This is a genomic window from Streptomyces sp. NPDC001339 (assembly GCF_042895955.1).
Taxonomy (GTDB): domain Bacteria; phylum Actinomycetota; class Actinomycetes; order Streptomycetales; family Streptomycetaceae; genus Streptomyces.
The window spans coordinates 369223-391563 of record NZ_JBIAWT010000007.1; the positions used below are offsets into that span (position 1 = coordinate 369223).

Annotated in this window: 20 protein-coding genes; 11 read left to right on the forward strand and 9 right to left on the reverse strand. The window is 71.5% G+C overall.

The annotated features are described in order from the left end of the window. Positions 1–12: 12 nt before the first annotated feature. Positions 13–582 (forward strand): dienelactone hydrolase family protein, encoded by a 570-nt coding sequence (locus ACFY12_RS22530; protein WP_390717634.1) that lies wholly within the window; start codon positions 13–15, stop codon positions 580–582. 69 nt (positions 583–651) lie between these two features. Here ACFY12_RS22530 and ACFY12_RS22535 read toward each other — a convergent pair whose 3' ends face one another. The 5 genes from ACFY12_RS22535 to ACFY12_RS22555 form a co-directional block, all read right to left on the reverse strand. Next, positions 652–2295, reverse strand: a complete 1644-nt coding sequence (locus tag ACFY12_RS22535) for an alkaline phosphatase D family protein (protein WP_390717635.1) — start codon at positions 2293–2295, stop codon at positions 652–654. Positions 2296–2447: 152 nt separating this feature from the next. Further along, on the reverse strand, positions 2448–3407 hold the full coding sequence (locus ACFY12_RS22540) for a thioredoxin domain-containing protein (protein WP_390717636.1): 960 nt from the start codon (positions 3405–3407) through the stop codon (positions 2448–2450). A gap of 187 nt (positions 3408–3594) precedes the next feature. Next, positions 3595–4452, reverse strand: a complete 858-nt coding sequence (locus tag ACFY12_RS22545; RefSeq protein ID WP_390717637.1) for a thioredoxin domain-containing protein — start codon at positions 4450–4452, stop codon at positions 3595–3597. 65 nt (positions 4453–4517) lie between these two features. Continuing rightward, positions 4518–5174, reverse strand: a complete 657-nt coding sequence (locus ACFY12_RS22550; protein ID WP_390717863.1) for a hypothetical protein — start codon at positions 5172–5174, stop codon at positions 4518–4520. Between the two features lie 79 nt (positions 5175–5253). Further along, the gene (locus tag ACFY12_RS22555) at positions 5254–6588 is read right to left on the reverse strand and encodes a DUF2252 domain-containing protein (RefSeq protein WP_390717638.1); all 1335 of its coding nucleotides are present in this window, start codon (positions 6586–6588) and stop codon (positions 5254–5256) included. Between the two features lie 235 nt (positions 6589–6823). Here ACFY12_RS22555 and dnaE point away from each other — a divergent pair, with 235 nt between their 5' ends. Continuing rightward, positions 6824–10381 (forward strand): DNA polymerase III subunit alpha, encoded by a 3558-nt coding sequence (dnaE, locus tag ACFY12_RS22560; protein ID WP_390717639.1) that lies wholly within the window; start codon positions 6824–6826, stop codon positions 10379–10381. A gap of 66 nt (positions 10382–10447) precedes the next feature. On the opposite strand, the gene ACFY12_RS22565 is transcribed toward dnaE, so the two are convergent. Continuing rightward, complete coding sequence (locus ACFY12_RS22565; RefSeq protein ID WP_390717640.1) at positions 10448–10615, reverse strand: hypothetical protein; 168 nt, start codon at positions 10613–10615, stop codon at positions 10448–10450. A gap of 275 nt (positions 10616–10890) precedes the next feature. Here ACFY12_RS22565 and ACFY12_RS22570 point away from each other — a divergent pair, with 275 nt between their 5' ends. The 4 genes from ACFY12_RS22570 (at position 10891) to ACFY12_RS22585 (ending at position 15020) form a co-directional block, all read left to right on the forward strand. Then, positions 10891–12177 (forward strand): NYN domain-containing protein, encoded by a 1287-nt coding sequence (locus tag ACFY12_RS22570; protein WP_390717641.1) that lies wholly within the window; start codon positions 10891–10893, stop codon positions 12175–12177. A gap of 83 nt (positions 12178–12260) precedes the next feature. Then, the gene (locus ACFY12_RS22575; protein WP_390717642.1) at positions 12261–13274 is read left to right on the forward strand and encodes an ABC transporter ATP-binding protein; all 1014 of its coding nucleotides are present in this window, start codon (positions 12261–12263) and stop codon (positions 13272–13274) included. 169 nt (positions 13275–13443) lie between these two features. Then, complete coding sequence (locus ACFY12_RS22580; RefSeq protein ID WP_390717643.1) at positions 13444–14268, forward strand: ABC transporter permease; 825 nt, start codon at positions 13444–13446, stop codon at positions 14266–14268. Between the two features lie 68 nt (positions 14269–14336). Continuing rightward, on the forward strand, positions 14337–15020 hold the full coding sequence (locus ACFY12_RS22585; protein WP_390717644.1) for an ABC transporter permease: 684 nt from the start codon (positions 14337–14339) through the stop codon (positions 15018–15020). Between the two features lie 89 nt (positions 15021–15109). Here ACFY12_RS22585 and ybaK read toward each other — a convergent pair whose 3' ends face one another. The 3 genes from ybaK to ACFY12_RS22600 all read right to left on the reverse strand — a co-directional run bounded on the left by ybaK (position 15110) and on the right by ACFY12_RS22600 (position 18145). Continuing rightward, positions 15110–15604 carry a Cys-tRNA(Pro) deacylase gene (ybaK, locus tag ACFY12_RS22590; protein WP_390717645.1) on the reverse strand — a complete coding sequence of 165 codons (495 nt, stop codon included), beginning with the start codon at positions 15602–15604 and terminating at the stop codon, positions 15110–15112. Positions 15605–15714: 110 nt separating this feature from the next. Beyond that, a complete protein-coding gene (locus tag ACFY12_RS22595; protein WP_390717646.1) occupies positions 15715–16449 on the reverse strand; it encodes an LON peptidase substrate-binding domain-containing protein in 735 nt (244 codons plus the stop codon). Positions 16450–16516: 67 nt separating this feature from the next. Next, positions 16517–18145: an oxidoreductase gene (locus ACFY12_RS22600; RefSeq protein WP_390717647.1), complete on the reverse strand. Its 1629-nt coding sequence runs from the start codon at positions 18143–18145 to the stop codon at positions 16517–16519. 308 nt (positions 18146–18453) lie between these two features. Between ACFY12_RS22600 and hisD the strand changes: the two genes are divergently transcribed. Genes hisD through hisH form a run of 5 tightly spaced genes read left to right on the forward strand, consistent with a single transcriptional unit; the run spans position 18454 to position 22333 of the window. Beyond that, entirely contained in the window at positions 18454–19782 is a 1329-nt protein-coding gene (hisD, locus tag ACFY12_RS22605) for a histidinol dehydrogenase (RefSeq protein ID WP_390717648.1), read from the forward strand. Beyond that, positions 19779–20912 (forward strand): histidinol-phosphate transaminase, encoded by a 1134-nt coding sequence (locus ACFY12_RS22610; RefSeq protein ID WP_390717649.1) that lies wholly within the window; start codon positions 19779–19781, stop codon positions 20910–20912. Before hisD ends, ACFY12_RS22610 begins: the two co-directional genes overlap by 4 nt. Further along, the gene (gene hisB / locus ACFY12_RS22615) at positions 20909–21502 is read left to right on the forward strand and encodes an imidazoleglycerol-phosphate dehydratase HisB (protein WP_066932313.1); all 594 of its coding nucleotides are present in this window, start codon (positions 20909–20911) and stop codon (positions 21500–21502) included. The genes ACFY12_RS22610 and hisB overlap by 4 nt, the downstream gene beginning before the upstream one ends. A 4-nt stretch (positions 21503–21506) precedes the next feature. Further along, the gene (locus ACFY12_RS22620) at positions 21507–21671 is read left to right on the forward strand and encodes a hypothetical protein (RefSeq protein WP_390717650.1); all 165 of its coding nucleotides are present in this window, start codon (positions 21507–21509) and stop codon (positions 21669–21671) included. Next, entirely contained in the window at positions 21662–22333 is a 672-nt protein-coding gene (hisH, locus tag ACFY12_RS22625) for an imidazole glycerol phosphate synthase subunit HisH (RefSeq protein ID WP_390717651.1), read from the forward strand. Before ACFY12_RS22620 ends, hisH begins: the two co-directional genes overlap by 10 nt. Positions 22334–22341: the final 8 nt, after the last annotated feature.

The window sequence follows — 22341 nt, forward strand, 5'->3', positions numbered from 1 at the left end:
ACCGGCGGGCCCTTGACGATTGCCCTGTTCCATTCCGTCTACGGGCTGCGCCCCGCGGTGCACGCCGCGGCGGACCGGCTGCGCGCCGCGGGACACGAGGTGATCGTCCCCGACCTGTTCGACGGGCGGACCGCCGGATCGGTGCCGGACGGCATCCTGATCAAGGACGAGATCGGCCAGGAGGAGCTGCTCAAGCGCGCCATCACGGCCGTCGCGCCGTACTCCGACCGCCGTCTGGTCTACGCCGGTTTCTCCTTCGGCGGCGCGGTCGCGCAGAACCTCGCGCTGGGCGACGAGAAGGCCCGCGGGCTGCTCCTCCTGCACGGCACCTCCGATATCGCGGAGGACGCGGCCGCCGACGATCTGCCGGTGCAGCTGCACGTCGCCGAGCCCGACCCGTACGAGCCGCACGACTGGCTGACCGCCTGGTACCTGCGGATGCGCCGGGCCGGCGCTGACGTAGAGGTGTACCGCTACGCCGGCGCCGGCCACCTCTTCACCGACCCGGATCTGCCGGACTACGACGCCGAGGCGGCGGAGCGCACCTGGCAGGTGGCGTTGGGCTTCCTGGCCGGGCTCTGAACTCCTGGGCGACCGGCCCGTCGAAGTCCTGGACGACCGGCCCGTCCGCCCGTCAGCCCGTTCGACGTCCTAGACGACCGGCCCGTCCGCCCGCTCGACCCGTCGGCTGCCGTTGCGGGTGCGGTACGAGCGCAGGTGCCGGCTGGTCGCGTGGGGGTCGGTCCTGTCGGAGATGCCGTAGTAGTCCATCTGCGTACGCTCGGCGCTGACGTCCAGTACCCCGTAGCCGTGCGAGTCCATGTCCAGCCACTTCACATGCCGGTTGGTGGCCCGGACGGCGGCGACGCCGGCCAGGGAGACGGTGTGCGGGGCGACGTGCAGGAAGTCGTCCACGTTGTCGGAGGTGACGGAGGTGACCACGAACTCCGTCGCCACCGGTCGCGTGGCCGGGTAGGTCGCCGCCCGCAGCGGTACGTCATTGGCCCAGGCCATATGGATGTCGCCGGTCAGGAACACGGTGTTGCCGATACCGCGGTCGCTGAGGTGGCCGAGCAGTTCGCGCCGGTCGTCGGTGTAGCCGTCCCACTGGTCGGTGTTGGCCGCCAGGCCCTCCTTGGGTATCCCGAGGATCTCGGCGAGCGGGCCGAGCAGGTGCGCGGGGATGGCGCCGAAGGCGACCGGCGAGATCATCACCGAGGTACCGACCAGCCGCCAGGCGGTGTCCGAGCGCTCAAGTCCGGCCTTGAGCCAGTCCAGTTGGGCCCGTCCGGTGATCGTCCGGCCCGGGTCGTCGACCGCGCCGCTGCCCGGTCGGACCTGCTCGTCGCGGAACGTCCGCAGGTCCAGCAGGTGCAGATCGGCGAGGCTGCCGAAGCGCAGCCGGCGGTAGGTGGTGCCGGCGATCGAGGGGCGCACCGGCATCCACTCGAAGTACGCCTGTCTCGCGGCGGCCATCCGCGCGGACCACGAACCCTCGGTGTCCGGTGTGTGGTTCACCGCGCCGCCCTTCCAGGCGTTGTCGGCGAACTCGTGGTCGTCCCAGATGGCGATGACCGGGTGGGCGGCGTGCAGGGCCAGCGCGTCCGGGTCGGTCTTGTGGACGCCGTGCCGGACGCGGTAGTCGGCGAGCGTGAGCAGCTCGTGGGAGGGGGAGTGCGGGCGGACGACGTGCCGGGAGGAGGGGAACACGCCGGACGCGTACTCGTAGAGGTAGTCGCCGAGGTGCAGCACCGCGTCCAGATCGGTGCGGGCGGCCAGATGCCGGTACGCCGAGAAGTAACCGGCCTCCCAGTTGGCGCAGGAGACCACGCCGAAGCGGACGTGGCCGGCCGCGGAGTCGTGGGCGGGGGTGGTGCGGGTGCGGCCGATGGGGGAGTGCTGCCCGCCGACGGTGAAGCGGTAGTAGTAGTCGGTGGCCGGGCGCAGGCCGCGGACGTCGGCCTTGACGGTGTGGTCGCTCGCCGCCGAGGTGGTCAGGCGGCCCCGGGCGACGACGGTGGCGAAGTCCTTGTCGCGCGCCACCTCCCAGCCGGCCTCGGTGGCCGGTCCGCGGCCGGATCCCGGGGTGGCCGAGGGCTCCGGGGTGACCCGGGTCCACAGCAGGACGCCGTCCGGGAGCGGGTCACCGGAGGCGACTCCGTGCCGGAAGAACCGGCCCTGGTCCGGGGCCGGTTGGGCGTCCGCGGTGGTGGCGCCGGCGAGCGGCAGGAGGGCGGCGGTGGCGGCTACGGCGGTGACGGCCGTGCGGCGCGAGATCGTTTCATGATCATTCACGGCCGTTCACCCTACTGGGGGGTAGGTGAATGGGGGAGGGCTTCCTCCGGGGAAATCCGGGAGTTCCCTCGGAATTCCCCTGGAATTCCCGGGAGTTCGCCCTCCCTTCCCCCTGCCTCAAGGTGTGGCGGCGTCCCCGTCCGCCCTACCGCTCAGCGGGTGCCGGTCGGATCCTTCTCGCCCTCCCGGATCCCCTTCTCCCCGCCCGCGCCGGAGCCCTTCCCCGACTCCTTGCCCGACTCCTTTCCCGCGTCCTTCCCGGCGCCCGTGCCCTTCGCCGGGCCGAACTCCTTGTCGATCATCTTCCGGAAGTTCTGCACGGCGAGTTCGCGGTACTGCTCCGGCGTCATCCGGCGCCGCGGGATCTCGTCCATCACCAGCTTCTTGTCGCCGTGCAGGAAGGTCGGGGTGCCCTCGACGCCCTTGCGGCCGAACAGCGCCGTCATGTCCATCGTCCAACGGTCGTAGGTGCCGTTCTTGACCGCCTTCTCGAACGCCGCGTTGTTCTTCAGCTCCGGTACCTCGGCCGCGGCCTTGAGCAGCTCGGAGTCCTTGGCGTAGAGATCCTCGCGCTCATCGGGGTGGTACTTCTCGGAGTACAGCGCCGACTTGTACTTCAGGAAGGCCTCGGGGCTGACGTTCAGCGCCGCGCCGAGCGCGTTCAGCGCGTTCTTCGAGCCCTCGCCGCCCGCCATACCGTCGATGAACGTATACATCGTGAAACGGACCTTGAACCGGCCGTCCTTGATGTTCTTCAGCAGCTCCGCACCGGTGGTCTGCTCGAAGGACGCGCACGTCGGACAGCGGACGTCCTCGAAGACCTCCAGGGTCTCCTTGGCCTTCGGGTCGCCGATCAGGATCTCGGTGCCGTTCTTGCCCTGGGTGTGGGCCGGTTTGACCAGCGGGGCCTCCGCGGCGGCCTCCCAGCCGGTCGGCTCGGTCAGTTTCACGATGCCGAAGCCGATGGCGCCGGCGACCGCCAGGCCGCCGACGACGGAGGCGCCGACGACGAGCTGGCGGCGCATCCTGTCCCGCTTCTTCTGCCGCTCGCGCTCGGCGCGGATCCGCTCGCGGGCCGCGGACTTGGCGGCCTGGCTGTTGCGATTGCTCATGGGGGGTCCCGTTCCTCACGGAGTCGCCTTCGTGGCCGGGAGTCTGCCATGAGCACGGCGCGGGACCGGGTCAAGATTTGGCATCGGCCGGCCTGCGGAGGTGCAGGCCGGCCGATGCCAAAGGCCGGTGTTCCGGCCCGGGTTGTTCCTCCCGGGCCTCCCGGTCACTTCTCCCGGGCGTCCCGGGTCACTTCTTGAGGGCCTTGTCGACCATCGAGTTGAAGGCCTCCGGGGTGGACGGCGCGGCCTTGCCCCGCGGGGTGTCCGTGCCGATCACGGTGTCGTTGACCTTGATGGTCGGGGTGCTGGTGACGTCCTTGAACCCGTTGAACGCATCGGACATCTCCAGGGCCCACCGGTCGTAGGTGCCGGACGCGACGGCCTTCTTGAAGGCGGCGTTGCCCTTCAGCTCCGGGACGGTGTCGGCGACCTTCAGCAGGTAGCTGTCGTCGGCGAACTTGTCCGGACCCATCTCGTCCGGGTGGAACTCCTTGGAGAACAGCGCGGACTTGTACTTCAGGAAGCTGTCCGTGCTGACGTCGAGGGCGGCGCCCAGGGCGCTCAGCGCGTTCTTGGAGCCGGTGCCCTTGAGGTTGGCGTCGAGGAACGTGCCCAGGTGGTAGGACGCCTTGTACTTGCCGTCCTTGAGGTCCTTCTCGACGGTGCCGCCGATGTTCTGCTCCACACCCGCGCAGCCGGGGCAGCGCAGGTCCTCGAAGAAGCTGACGGTGTTCTTGGCGTCCGCCTTGCCGACGACGATGGTGGTGCCCTTGTCCCCGGTGGTGTGGGCCGGCTTGACCAGCTGGGCCTTGGCGGCCTTCACCCAGGCGGAGTTGCCGCCCGCGGCGTTCGCCACCCCCGATTCGTCACCGCCCGAGGTGGCGACCGCCACCCCGATACCGCCGGCGATCGCCAGAACGCCGACGATCGCCCCGCCGACCGTCAGCTGCCGGCGGATCCGGTCCTTCTTCGCCTGCCGCTCGCGCTCGGCGCGCAGCCGCTCGCGGGCTGCCTGCTTGTTGGCCTGGCTGTTGCGGTTGCTCATGTCTGTTCCTGCTCCGTGGAGATCCGTGTGGTCCGTGGGACGTGGTGCGGGTGCGGGCTGCGCGCCTACGCAGCGAGGGCGCAGGGCGGCCCACGGCGCACGACACAGTGCACGAGCAGGGGAACGGGCCGGGCCGGCCGTCCGGTCCGGAGCGGGGCGGGCGCCGGGCGGCGGCAGGCCGGCGTGGCGCCGATGACCGCGACCGCGATCAGCAGCGGGCGGAAGGCGAAGCCGGCCACCGCGCCGAGCAGCTGGGTCAGTGCCGCCTCGCCGCGGCGCAGCCAGCCGGCCGCCAGCAGCCCGACGGCGATATGCGCCGCGAGCAGCAGGTAGGAGGCGGCGGGCGCGGGGGCGTCCGCGGAGAGCCGGGCCAGCGGAGCGCCGACCCCGCCGCTGCCGCAGAGCAGGTCCACGCCCAGCGAGCGCAGCGGGCCGGCCACCGGGCCGCCGGCCGCGCCGTAACAGGCGTGCTGGCCGAGGCTGAAGACCAGGTCGGCGCCGAGCTCCAGGGGGACCAGCAGCGCCGCGATCCGCCAGTAGCCGCGCTCCCGGCCGGCCAGCGCGTAGGCGAGCGCGAAGACGGCCGCGGAGAGCGCGGCGACGGTGGTCAGCGGCAGCGGCATCCGGGACAGCAGCACATGGGACGCCGCGGACAGCGTGACGCACAGCGCCGTGAAGAGCGCTGCGCGTAGTGTCCGCAGGTGTGCCGCCGAGATGTCCATCGCTGCCGAGTGTGCCATGGGCAGGGATAAGTGGCACCTAAGGGGCCGATAAGAGGGCCGGACGCCCGTATACAAGCCGCTACAGACCAGCGATCCGCCCGTTGCGGAAGAGGTCCACGAAGAGCTGGTGGTCGGCGCGGACCCGGGCGCCGTAGGAGTGCGCGAAGTCCACCAGCAGCGGCGCGAAGCCGTCCTCGTCGGCCGCGATGGCCGCGTCGATGGCCCGTTCGGTGGAGAACGGCACGAGCGACTCGCCGGAGGTGTCGTCCGCCGACGCGTGCATCGTGGCCGTGGCCCGCCCGAGGTCCGCGACGACCTCCGCGATCTCCTCCGGGTCGTCGATGTCGGACCAGTCCAGGTCGAGGGCGTACGGGGAGTCCTCGGCCACCAGCTGGCCGTGGCCGTCCAGCTCGGTCCAGCCCAGCAGCGGGTCGGCGTGCGCCTGCAGCGCGCGCTGCGAGACGACCGTACGGTGGCCCTCGTGCTGGAAGTACCCGCGTACCTCCGGGTCGGTGAGGTGGCGGGAGACCGCGGGGATCTCCGCCCGCTTCATATAGAGCACCACGTCGTGCTCCAGGGCGTCGCTGCCGCCCTCCAGGAGGAGGTCGTAGCCGGGCCGTCCGGCCGAGCCGATGCCCATACCGCGGCGCCCGACCACGTCCTTGACGCGGTACGAGTCGGGGCGGACCAGGCTCGTGTCGGGCAGCGTCTCCAGATAGCCGTCGAACGCGGCCAGGACCTTGTAGCGGGAGGCGGCGTCGAGCTCGACGGTGGTCCTCCCCGGCTTGAAACGGCGTTCGAAGTCGCGGATCTCGGTGGTCGCCGCCAGCAGCCCGGAGCGGGTGCGCGCACGGGCGCCGCGCAGCGTGCCCAGCAGCGGTCCGGTGGCGGTGTCGAGGGTGAAGGGCGGTACCTCGTCGCCCTTGGCTCCCGTGGCCAGGGCGTGCACGCGCTCGCGGTAGGCGGCGGCGTAGGTCCGTACGAGTGCGGTGATCCGCTCGTCGCTGAGGGCCTTGGCGCGGCCGATCAGCGCGACCGAGGCCGCGAAGCGCATCAGGTCCCAGGTGAAGGGGCCCACGTACGCCTCGTCGAAGTCGTTGACGTTGAAGACCAGCCGGCCCGTGGAGTCCAGGTAGGTGCCGAAGTTCTCGGCGTGCAGATCGCCGTGGATCCACACCCGGCTCGTCCGGTCGTCCTCGTACGGGCCGGTCCGCTTCCCGGCCGCCAGGTCGTGGTAGAAGAGGCAGGCCGTGCCGCGGTAGAAGGCGAAGGCGGAGGCCGCCATCTTGCGGAACTTCACGCGGAAGGCCGCGGGGTCGGCGGCGAGCAGCTCCCCGAACGCGGTGTCGAAGACGGCGAGGATCTCCTCGCCGCGCTGTGCGGCGTCCTGCGCCGGGGCGTACTGGGACGGCATCGCTGGGTGCCTCCTGACGTGCGGATGTCGTGCGGATGTACGGAGCGGGAGCCGGGGCGGACGCGCGTCGCCGGGCGGCGTCGCGCACCGGTGCCGCGCGTCCGCCGCGACAACGGCCGAGGCTACTCGCGATCGCCCCGGGACGGGCGGCTCGTGCCCTGCGGCTGTCAGTGGGGAGTCGTAGACTTCGACACCGTTCCACCCCACCCCCAGCCGTCCCCGGAGGTCCAGCGCCGTGGCCAACAAGCCGCCGTTCACCCACCTGCACGTGCACACCCAGTACTCGCTGCTGGACGGTGCGGCGCGGCTGTCGGACATGTTCACGGCGGCGTCCGACATGGGCATGTCGCATGTCGCCATGACCGACCACGGCAACCTCCACGGCGCGTACGACTTCTTCCACTCGGCGCAGAAGGCGGGCGTGACGCCGATCATCGGCATCGAGGCGTACGTCGCCCCCGAGTCGCGGCGCAACAAGCGCAAGATCCAGTGGGGCCAGCCGCACCAGAAGCGCGACGACGTCTCCGGTTCGGGCGGGTATACGCATAAAACAATCTGGGCGGCCGACAAGACCGGTCTGCACAACCTCTTCCGGCTCTCCTCGGACGCCTACGCCGAGGGCTGGCTCCAGAAGTGGCCGCGGATGGACAAGGAGACCATCGCCCAGTGGTCCGAAGGGCTGATCGCCTCCACCGGCTGCCCGTCCGGTGAGCTCCAGACCCGGCTGCGCCTCGGCCAGTACGAGGAGGCGCGCCAGGCCGCCTCCGACTACCAGGACATCTTCGGCAAGGACCGGTACTTCCTCGAGCTGATGGACCACGGCATCGAGATCGAGCGCCGGGTCCGCGAGGACCTGCTGAAGATCGGCAAGGAGCTCGGCATCCCGCCGCTGGTCACCAACGACTCGCACTACACCTACGCGCACGAGTCCACCGCGCACGACGCCCTGCTCTGCATCCAGACCGGCAAGAACCTCTCCGACCCGGACCGCTTCCGCTTCGACGGCACCGGCTACTACCTGAAGTCCACCGAGGAGATGTACGCCATCGACTCCTCGGACGCCTGGCAGCAGGGCTGTGACAACACCCGGCTGGTCGCCGACCAGATCGACGTCACGGGGATGTTCGAGAAGCGCGACCTGATGCCGAGGTTCGAGATCCCGGAGGAGGGCTACACCAACACCACCTGGTTCAAGGAGGAAGTGCGGCGCGGCATGATCCGCCGCTTTCCGAACGGTGTGCCCGAGGACCGCCAGCGGCAGGCCGAGTACGAGATGGACGTCATCATCCAGATGGGGTTCCCGGGCTACTTCCTCGTGGTCGCCGACTTCATCATGTGGGCCAAGAACAACGGCATCGCGGTCGGCCCCGGCCGTGGCTCCGCGGCCGGTTCGATCGTCGCGTACGCCATGGGCATCACCGACCTCGACCCGATCGAGCACGGGCTGATCTTCGAGCGGTTCCTCAACCCCGAGCGCGTCTCCATGCCCGATGTCGACATCGACTTCGACGAGCGCAGGCGCGTCGAGGTGATCCGGTACGTCACGGAGAAGTACGGCTCCGACAAGGTCGCCATGATCGGCACCTACGGCAAGATCAAGGCGAAGAACGCCATCAAGGACTCCGCCCGGGTCCTCGGCTACCCGTACGCGATGGGCGACCGCCTCACCAAGGCCATGCCCGCCGACGTCCTCGGCAAGGGCATCGACCTCGACGGCATCACCAACCCGAAGCACCCGCGCTACAGCGAGGCGGGCGAGATCCGGGGGATGTACGAGAACGAGCCGGACGTGAAGAAGGTCATCGACACCGCCAAGGGCGTCGAGGGCCTGGTCCGGCAGATGGGTGTGCACGCGGCCGGCGTCATCATGTCCAGCGAGCCGATCGTCGACCACGCCCCGCTGTGGACGCGGCACACCGACGGCGTGACCATCACGCAGTGGGACTACCCGCAGTGCGAGTCGCTCGGCCTGATCAAGATGGACTTCCTGGGCCTCAGGAACCTCACGATCATGGACGACGCCGTGAAGATGGTGGAGGCCAACAAGGGCGTCAAGCTGGAGCTCCTGTCGGTCCCGCTGGACGACCCGAAGACGTACGAACTGCTCTGCCGCGGTGACACGCTCGGTGTGTTCCAGTTCGACGGCGGCCCGATGCGTTCGCTGCTGCGCCAGATGCAGCCCGACAACTTCGAGGACATTTCCGCCGTCTCGGCCCTGTACCGGCCCGGCCCGATGGGCATGAACTCGCACACCAACTACGCCGAGCGCAAGAACGGCCGGCAGGAGATCACGCCGATCCACCCGGAGCTCGAAGAGCCCCTGAAGGAGACGCTGGGCCTGACCTACGGCCTGATCGTGTACCAGGAGCAGGTGCAGAAGGCCGCCCAGATCATCGCCGGGTACTCGCTCGGCGAGGCCGACATCCTGCGCCGCGTGATGGGCAAGAAGAAGCCCGAGGAACTGGCGAAGAACTTCACCATCTTCCAGGACGGCGCGCGGAAGAACGGCTTCAGCGACGCGGCGATCCAGGCGCTGTGGGACGTGCTGGTCCCGTTCGCCGGATACGCCTTCAACAAGGCGCACTCCTCCGCGTACGGCCTGGTCACCTACTGGACCGCCTACCTCAAGGCGAACTACCCGGCCGAGTACATGTCCGCGCTGCTGACCTCGGTCCGCGACGACAAGGACAAGTCCGCGGTCTATCTGAACGAATGCCGCAAGATGGGCATCAAGGTGCTGCCGCCCAACGTCAACGAATCCGAGGCCAACTTCGCGGCCCAGGGCGACGACGTGATCCTCTTCGGCCTCACCGCGGTCCGCAACGTCGGCCAGAACGTCGTCGATTCGATCATCCGCTGCCGCAAGTCCAAGGGGAAGTACGCCTCGTTCCCCGACTACCTGGACAAGGTCGAGGCGGTGGTCTGCAACAAGCGCACCACCGAATCGCTGATCAAGGCCGGCGCGTTCGACGAGATGGGCCACACCCGCAAGGGCCTGATGGCGCACTACGAGCCGATGATCGACAACGTCGTCCAGGTCAAGCGCAAGGAGGCCGAGGGGCAGTTCGACCTCTTCGGCGGCCTGGGCGGCGACTCCGGCGACGGCGCCTCCGACGGGCCCGGCTTCGGTCTGGACATCGAGTTCTCGGACGTCGAGTGGGACAAGACCTACCTCCTCGCCCAGGAGCGCGAGATGCTCGGTCTCTACGTCTCCGACCACCCGCTCTTCGGCCTCGAACACGTGCTGTCCGACAAGGCCGACGCCGCCATCGCCCAGCTCACCGGCGGCGACTACTCCGACGGCTCGATCGTCACCATCGGCGGCATCATCTCCGGCCTGCAGCGCAAGATGACCAAGCAGGGCAACGCCTGGGCGATCGCCACCGTCGAGGACCTGGCCGGTTCCCTCGACTGCATGTTCTTCCCCGCCACCTACCAGCTGGTGTCCACCCAACTCGTCGAGGATGCCATCGTGTTCGTCAAGGGCCGCCTCGACAAGCGCGAGGACGTCCCGCGTCTGGTCGCCATGGAGCTGATGGTCCCGGACCTCTCCGAGGCGGGCGCCAACGCCCCGGTGACGATCACCATTCCGACGCTGAAGGTCACCCCGCCGATGGTCGAGAAGCTCGGCGAGGTCCTCAACAGCCACCGCGGCTCCACCGAGGTGCGGATCAAGCTGCTGGGGACGCGCAAGACCACCGTGCTGCGGCTGGACCGGCACCGGGTCACGCCCGACCCGTCGCTCTTCGGTGATCTCAAGGTGCTGCTCGGCCCGTCCTGCCTGGCCGGCTGAGTCCGCACACCATGACCTCCTAGGGGCGCGCCTGTTGCGGGCGCGCCCCTCACGGTATGGGGAGGGTCAGTTGTGGCCGAAGCGCTTCTCGCGGTGCTTGCGCGCGACATCCCCGGGGCTGATTCCGGTGGACTTGGTCTGGGCTTCCATGGCGGTGTGCTGGGCTTCCCGCTGTCCGTGCTCCGCCGGTGCGCCGGACTTCTGTTTCCGGTCCTGTTTCTTGTTCTTGGCCATGACCGTTGCCTCCTGAGGGGGAATCTGGGATCGGAGCCGGGACCAGACTTACACGCCGGACAGAACCCTGCATTTCGGGCAATTACCCTCTGTAGTGCGGGCGATCGCACGCTGTGCCCGAGATCCCCGCCGAATCCGCCACGCCGATGATCGAGTTCCGGCAGATAACACCCGTACGGTCGGGCAGACTCGAAGGAAGCCGAAGAGAAACTCGTGCCACAGGCCGAGCCGGGGGACGACCGGATTTTCAGGCACCTCAGGGAAGAGGGTGGAACGTGGACCGCTGTGTCGTCCTGGTGGACGCCGGGTATTTGCTCGGTGCCGCCGCGAGCCTGCTCGCCGGAGAACCCGCCCGTGCCCGTATCACCGTCGATCACGCCGCCCTCATCCAGGGCCTCCGGCAACGCGCCGAGGCGGACACCGAACGCCCCCTGCTGCGGATCTACTGGTTCGACGGCGCGCCCGACCGGGTCCCCCAGCCCGAGCACCGAAGACTGCGGGTGATGCCCCGGGTCACCGTCCGGCTGGGTGCCCTGACCCGCAGCGACGGCCGCTGGGCGCAGAAGGGCGTGGACGCCGCCATGCACGCCGAACTGACCGAGCTGGCCCGCAACCGCGCCTGCTCCGACATCGTCCTGGTCACCGGCGACGGCGATCTGCTCCCCGGCCTGATGTCGGCCAAGGAGCACGGTGTCGCCGTCCACCTCTGGGCCGTCCAGGCCGCCGACGGCGACTACAACCAGTCCGAGGACCTGGTGGCCGAGGCCGATGAGCGGCGGGTGCTCGACCGGGCCTGGATCACCGGGGCGGTCCGTGCCAAGGAGATCGGCGGTCCCTGTGCCACACCGCCCGCGCCCCGTCCCGAGATCGCCGCCATCCTCTCCGCGCCGCTGCCCGAATCCGCGGTCGCCGCCGCGGCCGCCGCCTCCGGACCCGGCCCGGAGGCGGACGGCCGTACGCCCGAGCACAACGGCTCCAACGGAGCGGCGCGGTCCGAGGCCGACGGCGACCGGACGGCCGGCGCCGAGCCGGGCACCGCCGGCACCCGGTGCGTGCCCACCCCCAAGGACCTCGCCGGGCTCGGGCGGGACCGCGCGGCCGGCCAGCAGGGCACAGGCAACGGCGTCCAGTCCGTGGCCGGAGCCACCCTGCGCTGGTCGTCCGACAAGGGGTGGGTCGAGCGCGGCGGCCCGGTCGGCGAAGCCGACGGGACCGCCGGCCTGCCCACCCTCGCCCAGCTCACCAGCGCCGAGCAGCGCTGGGCCGACCGCGAGGAGGACATCACCGCCGTCAGCGGCGACCCCTTCGAGGTCGGCCAGGTCTTCGCCCGCCGCTGGACCGACCGGCTCTCCGACCCGGCGCACCTCCAGCAGCTCTCGACGGAGTACCCGCGCATCCCGCACCGCATCGACGGCGAACTGCTCCGCTACGCCGCCCGGTTCGGGCTGCTCGCCCACAAGGACGACCAGATCGACGAGCACGACCGCTACGCCATCCGGGCCGGATTCTGGCGCGAGGTCGACGTACGGACCGCCGCCGAACACGCCCCGGCCGCGGACTGACAGCCTCCGGTCCGCCCCGGTTCCGCCCCGCCCCGGTGCCCCGCGGGCCGGGCGCGGTCCGGGGACGCGTACCCTCATAGCTCGTGAGGACGGGCGCAACACAGGCGGAGCGCGGGCGGCCGGTGGTGTGCGCCGTGCGCGATCTGGTCAAGACGTACCCCGCGATGCGCGGGCGCCGCGGTGCGGCACAGGCGCCCGCCGTACGGGCCAACGACGGCATCACCCTGGACGTCCGCCGCGGGGAGATCTTCGGGCTGCTCGGCCCCAACGGCGCCGGCAAGTCCACGCTGGTGCGCCAGCTGACCGGACTGCTGCGCCCCGACTCCGGCAGCATCGCCGTCCTCGGCCACGACCTGGTGCGGCACCCGGAGCGGGCCGCCCGGCTGCTCGGCTATCTGGGGCAGGAGTCCACCGCACTGGACGAGCTGACCGTCGCCCTCGCCGTGGAGACCACCGGCCGGCTGCGCGGTCTCGGCACCCGGGAGGCGCGCGCCGAGCGGGACGCGGTGATCGCCGAGCTCGGCCTGGCGGACCTCGCGGGCCGCGTACTGAAGAAGCTCTCCGGCGGCCAGCGGCGGCTCGCCTGTTTCGCCACCGCGCTGATCGGCGCGCGTCCGCTGCTGGTGCTGGACGAGCCGACCACCGGTATGGACCCGGTCGCCCGGCGCGCCGTCTGGGCCGCGGTGGACCGGCGCCGGGCCGAACGCGGTGCCACGGTGGTGCTGGTGACCCATAACGTCCTGGAGGCCGAGAGCGTGCTCGACCGGGTCGCGGTGCTCGACCAGGGCCGGGTCATCGCCTGCGACACGCCCGGCGGACTGAAGGACATGGTGAGCGACGAGGTCCGGCTGGAGCTGGTCTGGCGCGACCGCCCGCCGCTGGACGTCCCCGAGGTCGCCGCCCTGGAGGCCGGCGCCCGCACCTCCGGCCGCCGCTGGACCCTCCGCCTCCCCGCCGACCAGGCCCGCTCCGCCGTCGCCGCGGTCACCGCGGGCCCCGCCTTCGCGGCCCTCGACGACTTCAGCCTCACGACACCGAGCCTGGAGGACGTGTACCTGGCGTTGGGCGGGCGGGCCGAGGGCTTGGTGAAGGCGTGAGCGGGCGCGGCTGTCGGCCGGGGGGGCCGGGGGTTGGCCCCCGGGTGTTGCGGTCTGGCGTTGGGCGGGCGGGCCGAGGGCCTGGTGAAGGCGTGAACGGGGCTGGGTACGGCGGATGTGTCGACTGCGTCGATCACCGTGGACGCTGTGAGAAAGGCCGGGTGGCAGTGTGAGTGTGGTTCCCGCGCAGGCGGTGGCCGGGGCGACGCCCGGCGCCGGGGCGTGGCCCGAGGACGGGGGCGCCCCGCTCGCGCCGCGCGCCCGCTTCGTGCCCGCGCTTGGCGCCGTCTACCGCGCCCAGCTCTCCCGGGCCCGGGTCGCGCGGATCCCGCTCCTCTTCGTCGCCACCTTCCAGTCCATCGGGATCATGGTCCTGCTGCGCGGAGTGGTCGACGGCGGCGAGCCCGCGCGGGCCGTGGTCTCCGGCTCCAGCGTCCTGGTCGTCGCCTTCGTGGCGCTCAACCTCCTCGCCCAGTACTTCGGCCAGCTCCGGGCCGGCGGCGGTCTCGACCACTACGCGACGCTGCCGGTGCCGCCGGCCGCCGTGGTGCTCGGCGCGGCCGCCGCCTACGCCTCCTTCACCGTGCCTGGCACGCTCGTCACCGCGATCACCGGCTGTCTGCTCTTCCAGCTGCCGATGGCCCACCTCTGGGTGCTGGCGGCCGTGCTCCCGCTCGCCGGAGCCGCGCTGGCCGGCCTCGGCGCGGCTCTCGGACTGCTTGCCCCCCGCCCCGAACTCGCCACGCTCTGCGGCCAGCTGGGCATGTCGGCGGCGCTGCTCCTGGGAGTGCTGCCGGCCGGGGGGATGCCCGAGGTGATCGGCTGGGCCCGGGATCTGCTGCCGTCGACCTACGGTGTGGAGGCGCTGGCCCACAGCTTCGACCCGCAGCCGGACTGGGCCATGGTCGCCGCGGACCTGGGCGTCTGCGCCGCCGTCGGTGTGCTCTCGCTGGCCGTCGCGACCTGGGCGTACCGCAGGGCGGCCACCCGGTGACCGGCGCCGCCGCCCCGAACGGCCGTCCTGCCGCCGGTCCCACCAGCCCCACCTGGCACGATGACGGGGTGACCGCACCGCTGACGCCCCCCGACAAGCAACCGCCCGAAGAGCCGCAGCACTCCGGGGCCGCCTCCGACGGCCACGATGCCTCCGCCGTGCCCGACGCCCGCGAGCTGCGCGAGGCCGCGCTGATCGCGATCGTGGTCGCGGTGAGCGGCGTACTCCTCGGCTTTCTCTGGAACTGGCTCGCCCCGCATGTCCCGCTGATCTCGGACAGCCGCAACGTCTACCTCAAGTACGCCGAGAGCGAGGAGGCGATCGGCGCCGACGTCACCTTCATCCTGCTGTCCCTGGGCTTCGGTGTGCTCAGCGCGGCCGCGGTCTTCCTCTTTCGCCGCCGCGCCGGGATCCCGGTGGTCGTGGCGCTCGCCCTGGGCGGACTGCTGGGCGCGGTGGTGGCCTGGCAGACCGGCATGTCGGTGGGCCCCACCTCGGACCTGGCCGCGCACGCCAAGGAGGCCGGCCCCGGCGTCACCTTCGACGGCCCGCTCCGCCTCCAGGCCATGGGCGCGCTGCTGTTCTGGCCGATCGCCTCGATGCTCACCCAGCTGCTGCTGACCGGGCTCTTCGGCCCGCGCGACCCGGAGCCGGAGCCGGCGCCCTGGCTGTGGCCCGCCGACCAGGAGCACCCGGCGGCTCCCCCGGCCGGTCCGCCGGCTCCCCCTGCCGGTCCCCCCGCCGACCACTGACGCGGCCCCTCGGGGGCGGCAGCCTCTCCAGGCCGCCCCCTGGCCGCCCTCCAGGCCGTCGCCCCCCTGGCCGTCTCGGCGTGGCCGCCTCAGCCCCGTGCGATCGGCGCGAACCGCGCCCCCGTCAGCGCCGCCAGATCCGCCGGCGACAGCTCGACCTCCAGCCCGCGCCGCCCCGCCGAGACACACACCGTCGGCCGGCCCTCGGCCGAGGCGTCCACGACCGTCCGCAGCCGCTTGCGCTGCCCCAGTGGCGAGATCCCGCCCACCACGTATCCCGTGGTGCGCTCGGCCACCGCCGGATCGGCCATCGCGGCCCGCTTGCCGCCCACCGCGGCCGCCAGCGCCTTGAGGTCCAGCGACCCCGACACCGGCACCACCGCCACCGTCAGCGTGCCGTCGACATCCGCCAGCAGTGTCTTGAACACCTGGTCCGGCGACACCCCGAGCGCCTCGGCGGCCTCCTCGCCGTACGAGGCCGCGGCCGGATCGTGCGCGTACGCGTGCGTCGTGAAAGAGACCCCCGCCTCGGTGAGCGCGACCGTCGCCGGAGTGCCGACGGACTTCCTGGACTTCTTCGCCACCCTCGGCCCCTCCCGCTCTTCGCGCTCTTCCCGCTCTTCCCGCGCCTTGTGCCTGCGCGCCTTCGTGCCCCGCGTCAGCTTCGCGCCCCGCGCCAGCTTCGCGCCGCGCGTCAGTTGGGACTGGTCGGCTGCCGGGTCAGCTCCACGGCCGGCAGCGACGGGAGCTTACCGAGCAGCGCCGACTCCTGGCGAAGGAGTTTCAGCTCCTGCCGCAGGCGGTCCGCGGTGTCGGGCGCCTCCAGCAGCTGCTGCTTGGCCGGGACGTCCAGCACCGCCGCCGCGGCGACCAGGTACGACAGCACCGACGGATCGGCCGGCAGGTCCTGCCCGCTCGCCAGGGTCCGCTCGTTCGCCCAGGCCAGCCGCTTCTGATACGTACGGAACGCCCGGACCACGCCCGAGGAGAGCGCACCCGCGCCCTCGCCCCGGTCCTCCGCCAGCTCGTCCACCTCGGCCGTCAGATACGAACCGGAGGCGTCCACCGACCGCAGCCGGAAGCGGGTGGTGCCGGTGGCCAGGACCTCGTAGCCGGCGTCCGACGGCTTCTCCCGGATGGTGGCCGCGTCCGCGATGCAGCCCACGGTGTGGAACGCCTGCACCGGGTCGTCACCGAATCCCGCCGCCGGCCCCTGGGCGGTCACCGCGGTGGTGTCCGGCATGCCCTGGGCGGTGGGGGCGACCTCCCGGCCGTCCCGGATCGCCACCACCGCGAAGCGCCGCTGCTCCTCGGGCGCCGCACTCAGATCGCGCATCATCGCCCGGTACCGCGCCTCGAAGACGTTCAGCGGGAGCAGGAGCCCCGGGAACAGCACGGTGTTGAGGGGGAAGAGCGGCAGAGAGGTCACGACGCAAGAGCCTAACCGCTGCCCCCGGCCCGTTTCCCACGGCGGGAGGGGCCGGCGGACGCGGCGATCACTGCCGCCGCAGCAGGCGGGACGCGCCGGCCGCCACCGTCGTCGCCAGCACCCACCCGGCGAGGATGAACACCGCCGCCACCCACTGGGCGGCGCCGGCCGGCTCCCAGGCGGCGCCCTGATGGAGATCGATCACCGGGAGCAGCAGGTCGAGGGCGTAGAGGAAGGGGTTCCACGGCGGGGCCTCGTCCGGTTTGAGGGGCGCCGGCGGGGACGCCGAGAAGTAGACCGCGCCGATCGCCCACAGGACGGCCATCCAGACAGCGGCCCGCCCGGGGCGGTAGCCGTACGCCACCGTCCAGTCCTGGAGGAAGCCCCAGGCCTTCGCGGCCAGCGGCAGTGTCTCGCGGCGGCGGCGCTGTTTGGCCAGCAGCACCTCGCGGGCGTCCGAGTCCTCACCGCTGCGCCGCAGCGAGGTGGCGAGCATCTCGTACGGCTCGGGCGCGTACTCGGCCGTCGCCGCCGCCACCCACTCCAATCGCTGGGCGAGCGGGAAGGGCCCGCGGGGAATCAGGGTCTCGTAGGCGAAGCCGGCCATCCGCAGCCGGCCGAGCCCCGGCCAGCTCGCCGCCCGGTCGACGAGGTTGACGACCCGGGCGCCGGCGAGGACGACGCGTCCGCGCTGCGGCCGTTCGCCGAGGAACCGCAGTTCGGGCGTCTGGATCCGGCGCAGCGAGAGTTCCTGGTCGGACTCCATGGTGAAGCGGGCGTGCTCGAAGTCCACGGCGTCACCGAACCGGCCGTCGTCCAGCCGTATCCCGCCCTCGCACTCGAAGCGCTGCATACGGCTGCCGCCCACGGGGGTGTGCGGGATGCCGCCGGGGGGTGCGGGCGGGATGATGCCGTACGGGGGAGTGGCGCCGCTGGAGAAGGGGGAGTTGGCGAGGCCGGCGGCCGTCAGGTAGAAGGTGCGTTCCACGGTCAGCTGGGGGGCGTTGAGCGCACGGCGGCCGAAGGGGTTGCTCAGCCGGCTGCCGCGCAGGCTCAGCGACACCCCGACGGTGGCGCCGCGCAGTGACAGCTCGCCGTAGGACTGGAGCATCTCCGCCTGGAGGTCCTGGGTGACGGTCAGCCCGTCGGCGCTGATCGAACGGCCCTGCCGGTCCTTGTGCACCACCGTCTGGTTGAGCATCAGGTCCGTGCCGATGTGCGCGTCGGTCAGCCGGATGCCGGAGAGCACCACACAGCGCGGCAGGTGGAGGTCGCCCTCGGTCTGGAGCCGGGCCGCCTCCAGCCGGGGTATCGCGCAGTTCACCATCCGCAGCGTGGTGAACCGGCTCTCGGGCAGCACCACCTCGGCCTCGAAGCGGCAGTCCCGCAGCTCGACGAATGGCTTGATCGTGCCGCCCGCGACGTCGAGAGTGTCCGTGATGTACGCCCCGGTGAGCTTGAGCGCGGCGACCCGGCCCGGCTGCGCGGGCGGCCCGCCGAGCAGCAGCAGCGCCACGACCCGGGCCCGCACCCGGCGCTCGGGGCCCCACAGATGCTGCCCGTGCGGATCGTCCTGCTCGGGGTCGCCGTTCTGGAGATCGCAGGTACTGCCGTTGCGGAAGGCCTGCCACATGCTCCACTCCGCCGACGTCAGTCGCAGGTCGGCGGGCGCGTCGCCGTCCCTGAGCTCGGTCACTGTTTCCCCCTTACTGCCCTCGGTCTGCCGTACGGACTGCCGCTGTGCGTGCCGCGATCCGGTCGGACGTATGCCGCGCGTGGCCGACGCGCGGTGCCGCATACGTCCCACAGGTCTCCCCCGTGCGCCGCTACCAGGCCCTTGCCCATACCGTGACCACTTGAACACGGATAGTCAGGGCCAACTCCGGTCAACTTCGCCGGGCCGCGGTACGGCGCCCCCTGGGCCGTGCATCGCCGTGCAGCCGCTGTGTATCACCCACCGATACGGGCGATCGGGCCCGGGAGCGGGTCTGAGACACTGGGGGCGTGATCTCCCGAATCGATCTGCGCGGTGACGCCCTCCCCGAGGGCGGCGCCCTGCGTGACCTGCTGCCCCGTGCCGAGTTCGACGTGGAAGCCGCCCTGGAGAAGGTGCGGCCCATCTGCGAGGACGTACGCCATCGCGGCACCGCGGCGCTGATCGAGTACGCGCGGCGGTTCGACGGTGTCGGGATCGAGCGGGTCCGGGTCCCTACGGAGGCGCTCAAGACCGCCCTGGAGGAGCTGGATCCGGCCGTCCGCGCCGCCCTGGAGGAGTCCGTCCGGCGCGCCCGGATCGTCCACCGCGAGCAGCGCCGCACCGACGTCACCACCCGGGTCGTCCCCGGCGGCACGGTCACCGAGCGCTGGGTCCCCGTCGAACGGGTGGGGCTGTACGTCCCCGGCGGCCGCTCGGTCTACCCCTCGTCGGTGGTCATGAACGTCGTCCCCGCGCAGGAGGCCGGCGTCGCCTCGCTGGCCGTGACCTCCCCGCCGCAAGCCGACTTCGACGGTCTTCCGCACCCCACCATCCTTGCGACCTGCGCCCTCCTCGGCGTGGACGAGGTCTACGCCGCCGGTGGCGCCCAGGCCATCGCGATGTTCGCGTACGGCACGGACGAGTGCCTGCCCGCCAACCTCGTCACCGGCCCCGGCAACATCTATGTCGCCGCCGCCAAGCGCCTGCTCAAGGGCCGGATCGGTATCGACTCCGAGGCCGGGCCCACCGAGATCGCGATCCTCGCCGACGACACCGCCGACCCGGCGCATGTCGCCGCCGACCTGATCAGCCAGGCCGAGCACGACCCGATGGCCGCCGCGGTCCTGGTCACCGACTCCGTCGAGCTGGCCGAGAAGACCGAACAGGAACTCGCCCCGCAGATCGCCGCGACCCGGCATGTCGAGGACCGGATCGTCCAGGCGCTCTCCGGCCGCCAGTCGGCCATCGTCCTGGTCGACGGCATCGACGAGGGCCTCCGCGTCGTGGACGCGTACGGCGCCGAGCACCTGGAGATCCAGACCGCCGACGCCGCCGCCGTGGCCGCCCGGGTCCGCAACGCCGGCGCGGTCTTCGTCGGCCCGTATGCCCCGGTCTCCCTCGGCGACTACTGCGCCGGCTCCAACCACGTCCTGCCCACCGGCGGCTGCGCCTGCCACTCCTCCGGGCTGTCCGTGCAGTCCTTCCTGCGCGGCATCCACGTCGTGGACTACACCCGCGACGCACTGGCCGAGGTCGCCCACCACGTGGTGACCCTCGCCGAGGCCGAGGACCTCCCGGCGCACGGCGCGGCGATCAAGGCAAGGTTCGACTGGAAGGTTCCCGGTAGCACCAAGTGACCGGTATCGACGATCTCCCCATCAGGGACGAGCTGCGCGGCAAGTCCCCGTACGGCGCCCCGCAGCTGGACGTGCCCGTACGCCTGAACACCAACGAGAACCCCTACCCGCTGCCCGAGCCGCTGGTCCGGCGGATCGGCGAGCGGGTGACCGAGGCCGCCCGGCACCTCAACCGCTACCCCGACCGGGACGCGGTGGAGCTCCGCACCGAGCTGGCCCGCTACCTCACCCGCACCGGCGGTCATGAGGTCACCAAGGACCAGATCTGGGCGGCCAACGGCTCCAACGAGATCATCCAGCAGCTGCTGCAGACCTTCGGCGGCCCGGGCCGTACCGCCATCGGCTTCGAACCGTCGTACTCGATGCACGGGCTGATCTCGCGCGGCACCGGAACCGGCTGGATCTCCGGCCCGCGCCGCGACGACTTCACCATCGACGTCGAGGCGGCCCGGGCAGCCGTCGCCGAGCTGCGGCCCGACGTGGTCTTCGTCTGCTCGCCCAACAACCCCACCGGTACCGCCGTCGAGGCGGACACGGTGCTCGCGCTGTACGAGGCCGCGCAGGCGGCGAAGGCCGGCACCGCCGGGGCACTGGTGGTGGTCGACGAGGCCTATGGCGAGTTCAGCCACCACTCCTCGCTGCTGCCGCTGATCGAGGGCCGGCCGAACCTGGTGATCTCCCGGACGATGTCCAAGGCGTTCGGCGCCGCCGGGCTGCGGCTGGGCTATCTGGCCGCCGACCCGGCCGTGGTCGACGCCGTCCAGCTGGTCCGGCTGCCGTACCACCTGTCGTCCGTCACCCAGGCCACCGCGCTGGCCGCCCTGGAGCACACGGACACCCTGCTGAAGTACGTCGAGCAGCTCAAGGCGGAGCGGGACCGGCTGGTCACCGAGCTGCGGGCGATCGGCTGCGAGGTCACCGCCTCTGACGCCAACTTCGTACAGTTCGGCCGCTTCGACGACGCGCACGCCGCCTGGCAGGCGATCCTCGACCAGGGTGTCCTGGTCCGTGACAACGGTGTACCGGGCTGGCTGCGGGTCACCGCCGGCACCCCGGCCGAGAACGACGCGTTCCTGGACGCGGTTCGCACGCTGTTCAAAGAACGCAGCTTGAAGGAGAACGAGCGATGACCCGCGTAGGACGCGTGGAGCGCACGACGAAGGAAACGTCCGTGCTCGTCGAGATCGACCTCGACGGCCGGGGCGAGGTCGAGGTGTCGACCGGCGTCGGCTTCTACGACCACATGCTCGACCAGCTCGGCCGGCACGGCCTGTTCGACCTCAAGGTCAAGACCGACGGCGATCTGCACATCGACACCCACCACACCATCGAGGACACCGCCCTCGCGCTGGGTGCCGCCTTCAAGCAGGCCCTGGGCGACAAGTCCGGCATCTACCGCTTCGGCAACTGCACCGTCCCCCTGGACGAGTCTCTCGCCCAGGTGACCGTCGACCTCTCCGGCCGCCCCTACCTGGTGCACACCGAGCCGGAGAACATGGCGCCGATGATCGGCACCTACGACACGACCATGACCCGGCACATCTTCGAGTCGTTCGTCGCCCAGGCCCAGATCGCGCTGCACATCCACGTCCCGTACGGGCGCAACGCCCACCACATCGTGGAGTGCCAGTTCAAGGCGCTGGCCCGGGCGCTGCGCTACGCCAGCGAGCGGGACCCGCGTGCGGCGGGCATCATCCCGTCGACCAAGGGAGCGCTGTAACCCCATGACCGGTATGTCGACCCTCTTCATCGTGCTCGGCCTCTTCCTCCTCGGCGGTGTCTACTCCTTCAAGAAGCAGGAGATGCCCAAGAGCCTGATCGTGCTGCTGTCCATCGGCTCGGCGATGTGCCTGGTCGCCGGCGTGCTGCGGCTGGAGGTATGGAATTGACCGCGCAGACGGCCAAGCCGACCAAGCCGACCAAGAAGGTCGTGGTCTTCGACTACGGCTTCGGCAACGTCCGTTCCGCCGAGCGCGCCCTGGCCCGCGTCGGCGCGGACGTGGAGATCACCGGTGACTACGAGCGGGCGATGAACGCCGACGGGCTGCTGGTTCCCGGTGTCGGCGCGTTCGCCGCCTGTATGCGGGGACTGAAGCGGGCGCGCGGCGACTGGCTCGTCGGCCGGCGGCTGGCCGGCGGCCGCCCGGTCATGGGCATCTGCGTCGGTATGCAGATCCTCTTCGGCCGCGGCATCGAGCACGGCGTGGAGACCGAGGGCCTGGACGAGTGGCCCGGCACGGTCGGCCCGCTCAAGGCCGACGTCGTCCCGCACATGGGCTGGAACACCGTCGACGCCGCCCACGGCTCGTACCTCTTCGCCGGCCTGCCCGCCGACGCCCGCTACTACTTCGTGCACTCCTACGCGGTGCACGACTGGGAGCTGGAGACCGGCAACCCGCATATCGCCGCGCCGAAGGTCAGCTGGGCCACCCACGGCGAGCGGTTCGTGGCCGCGGTCGAGAACGGCCCGCTGTGGGCCACTCAGTTCCACCCCGAGAAGTCCGGCGACGCCGGCGCGCAGCTCCTGACCAACTGGATCAACACCCTGTGAGCACCCTG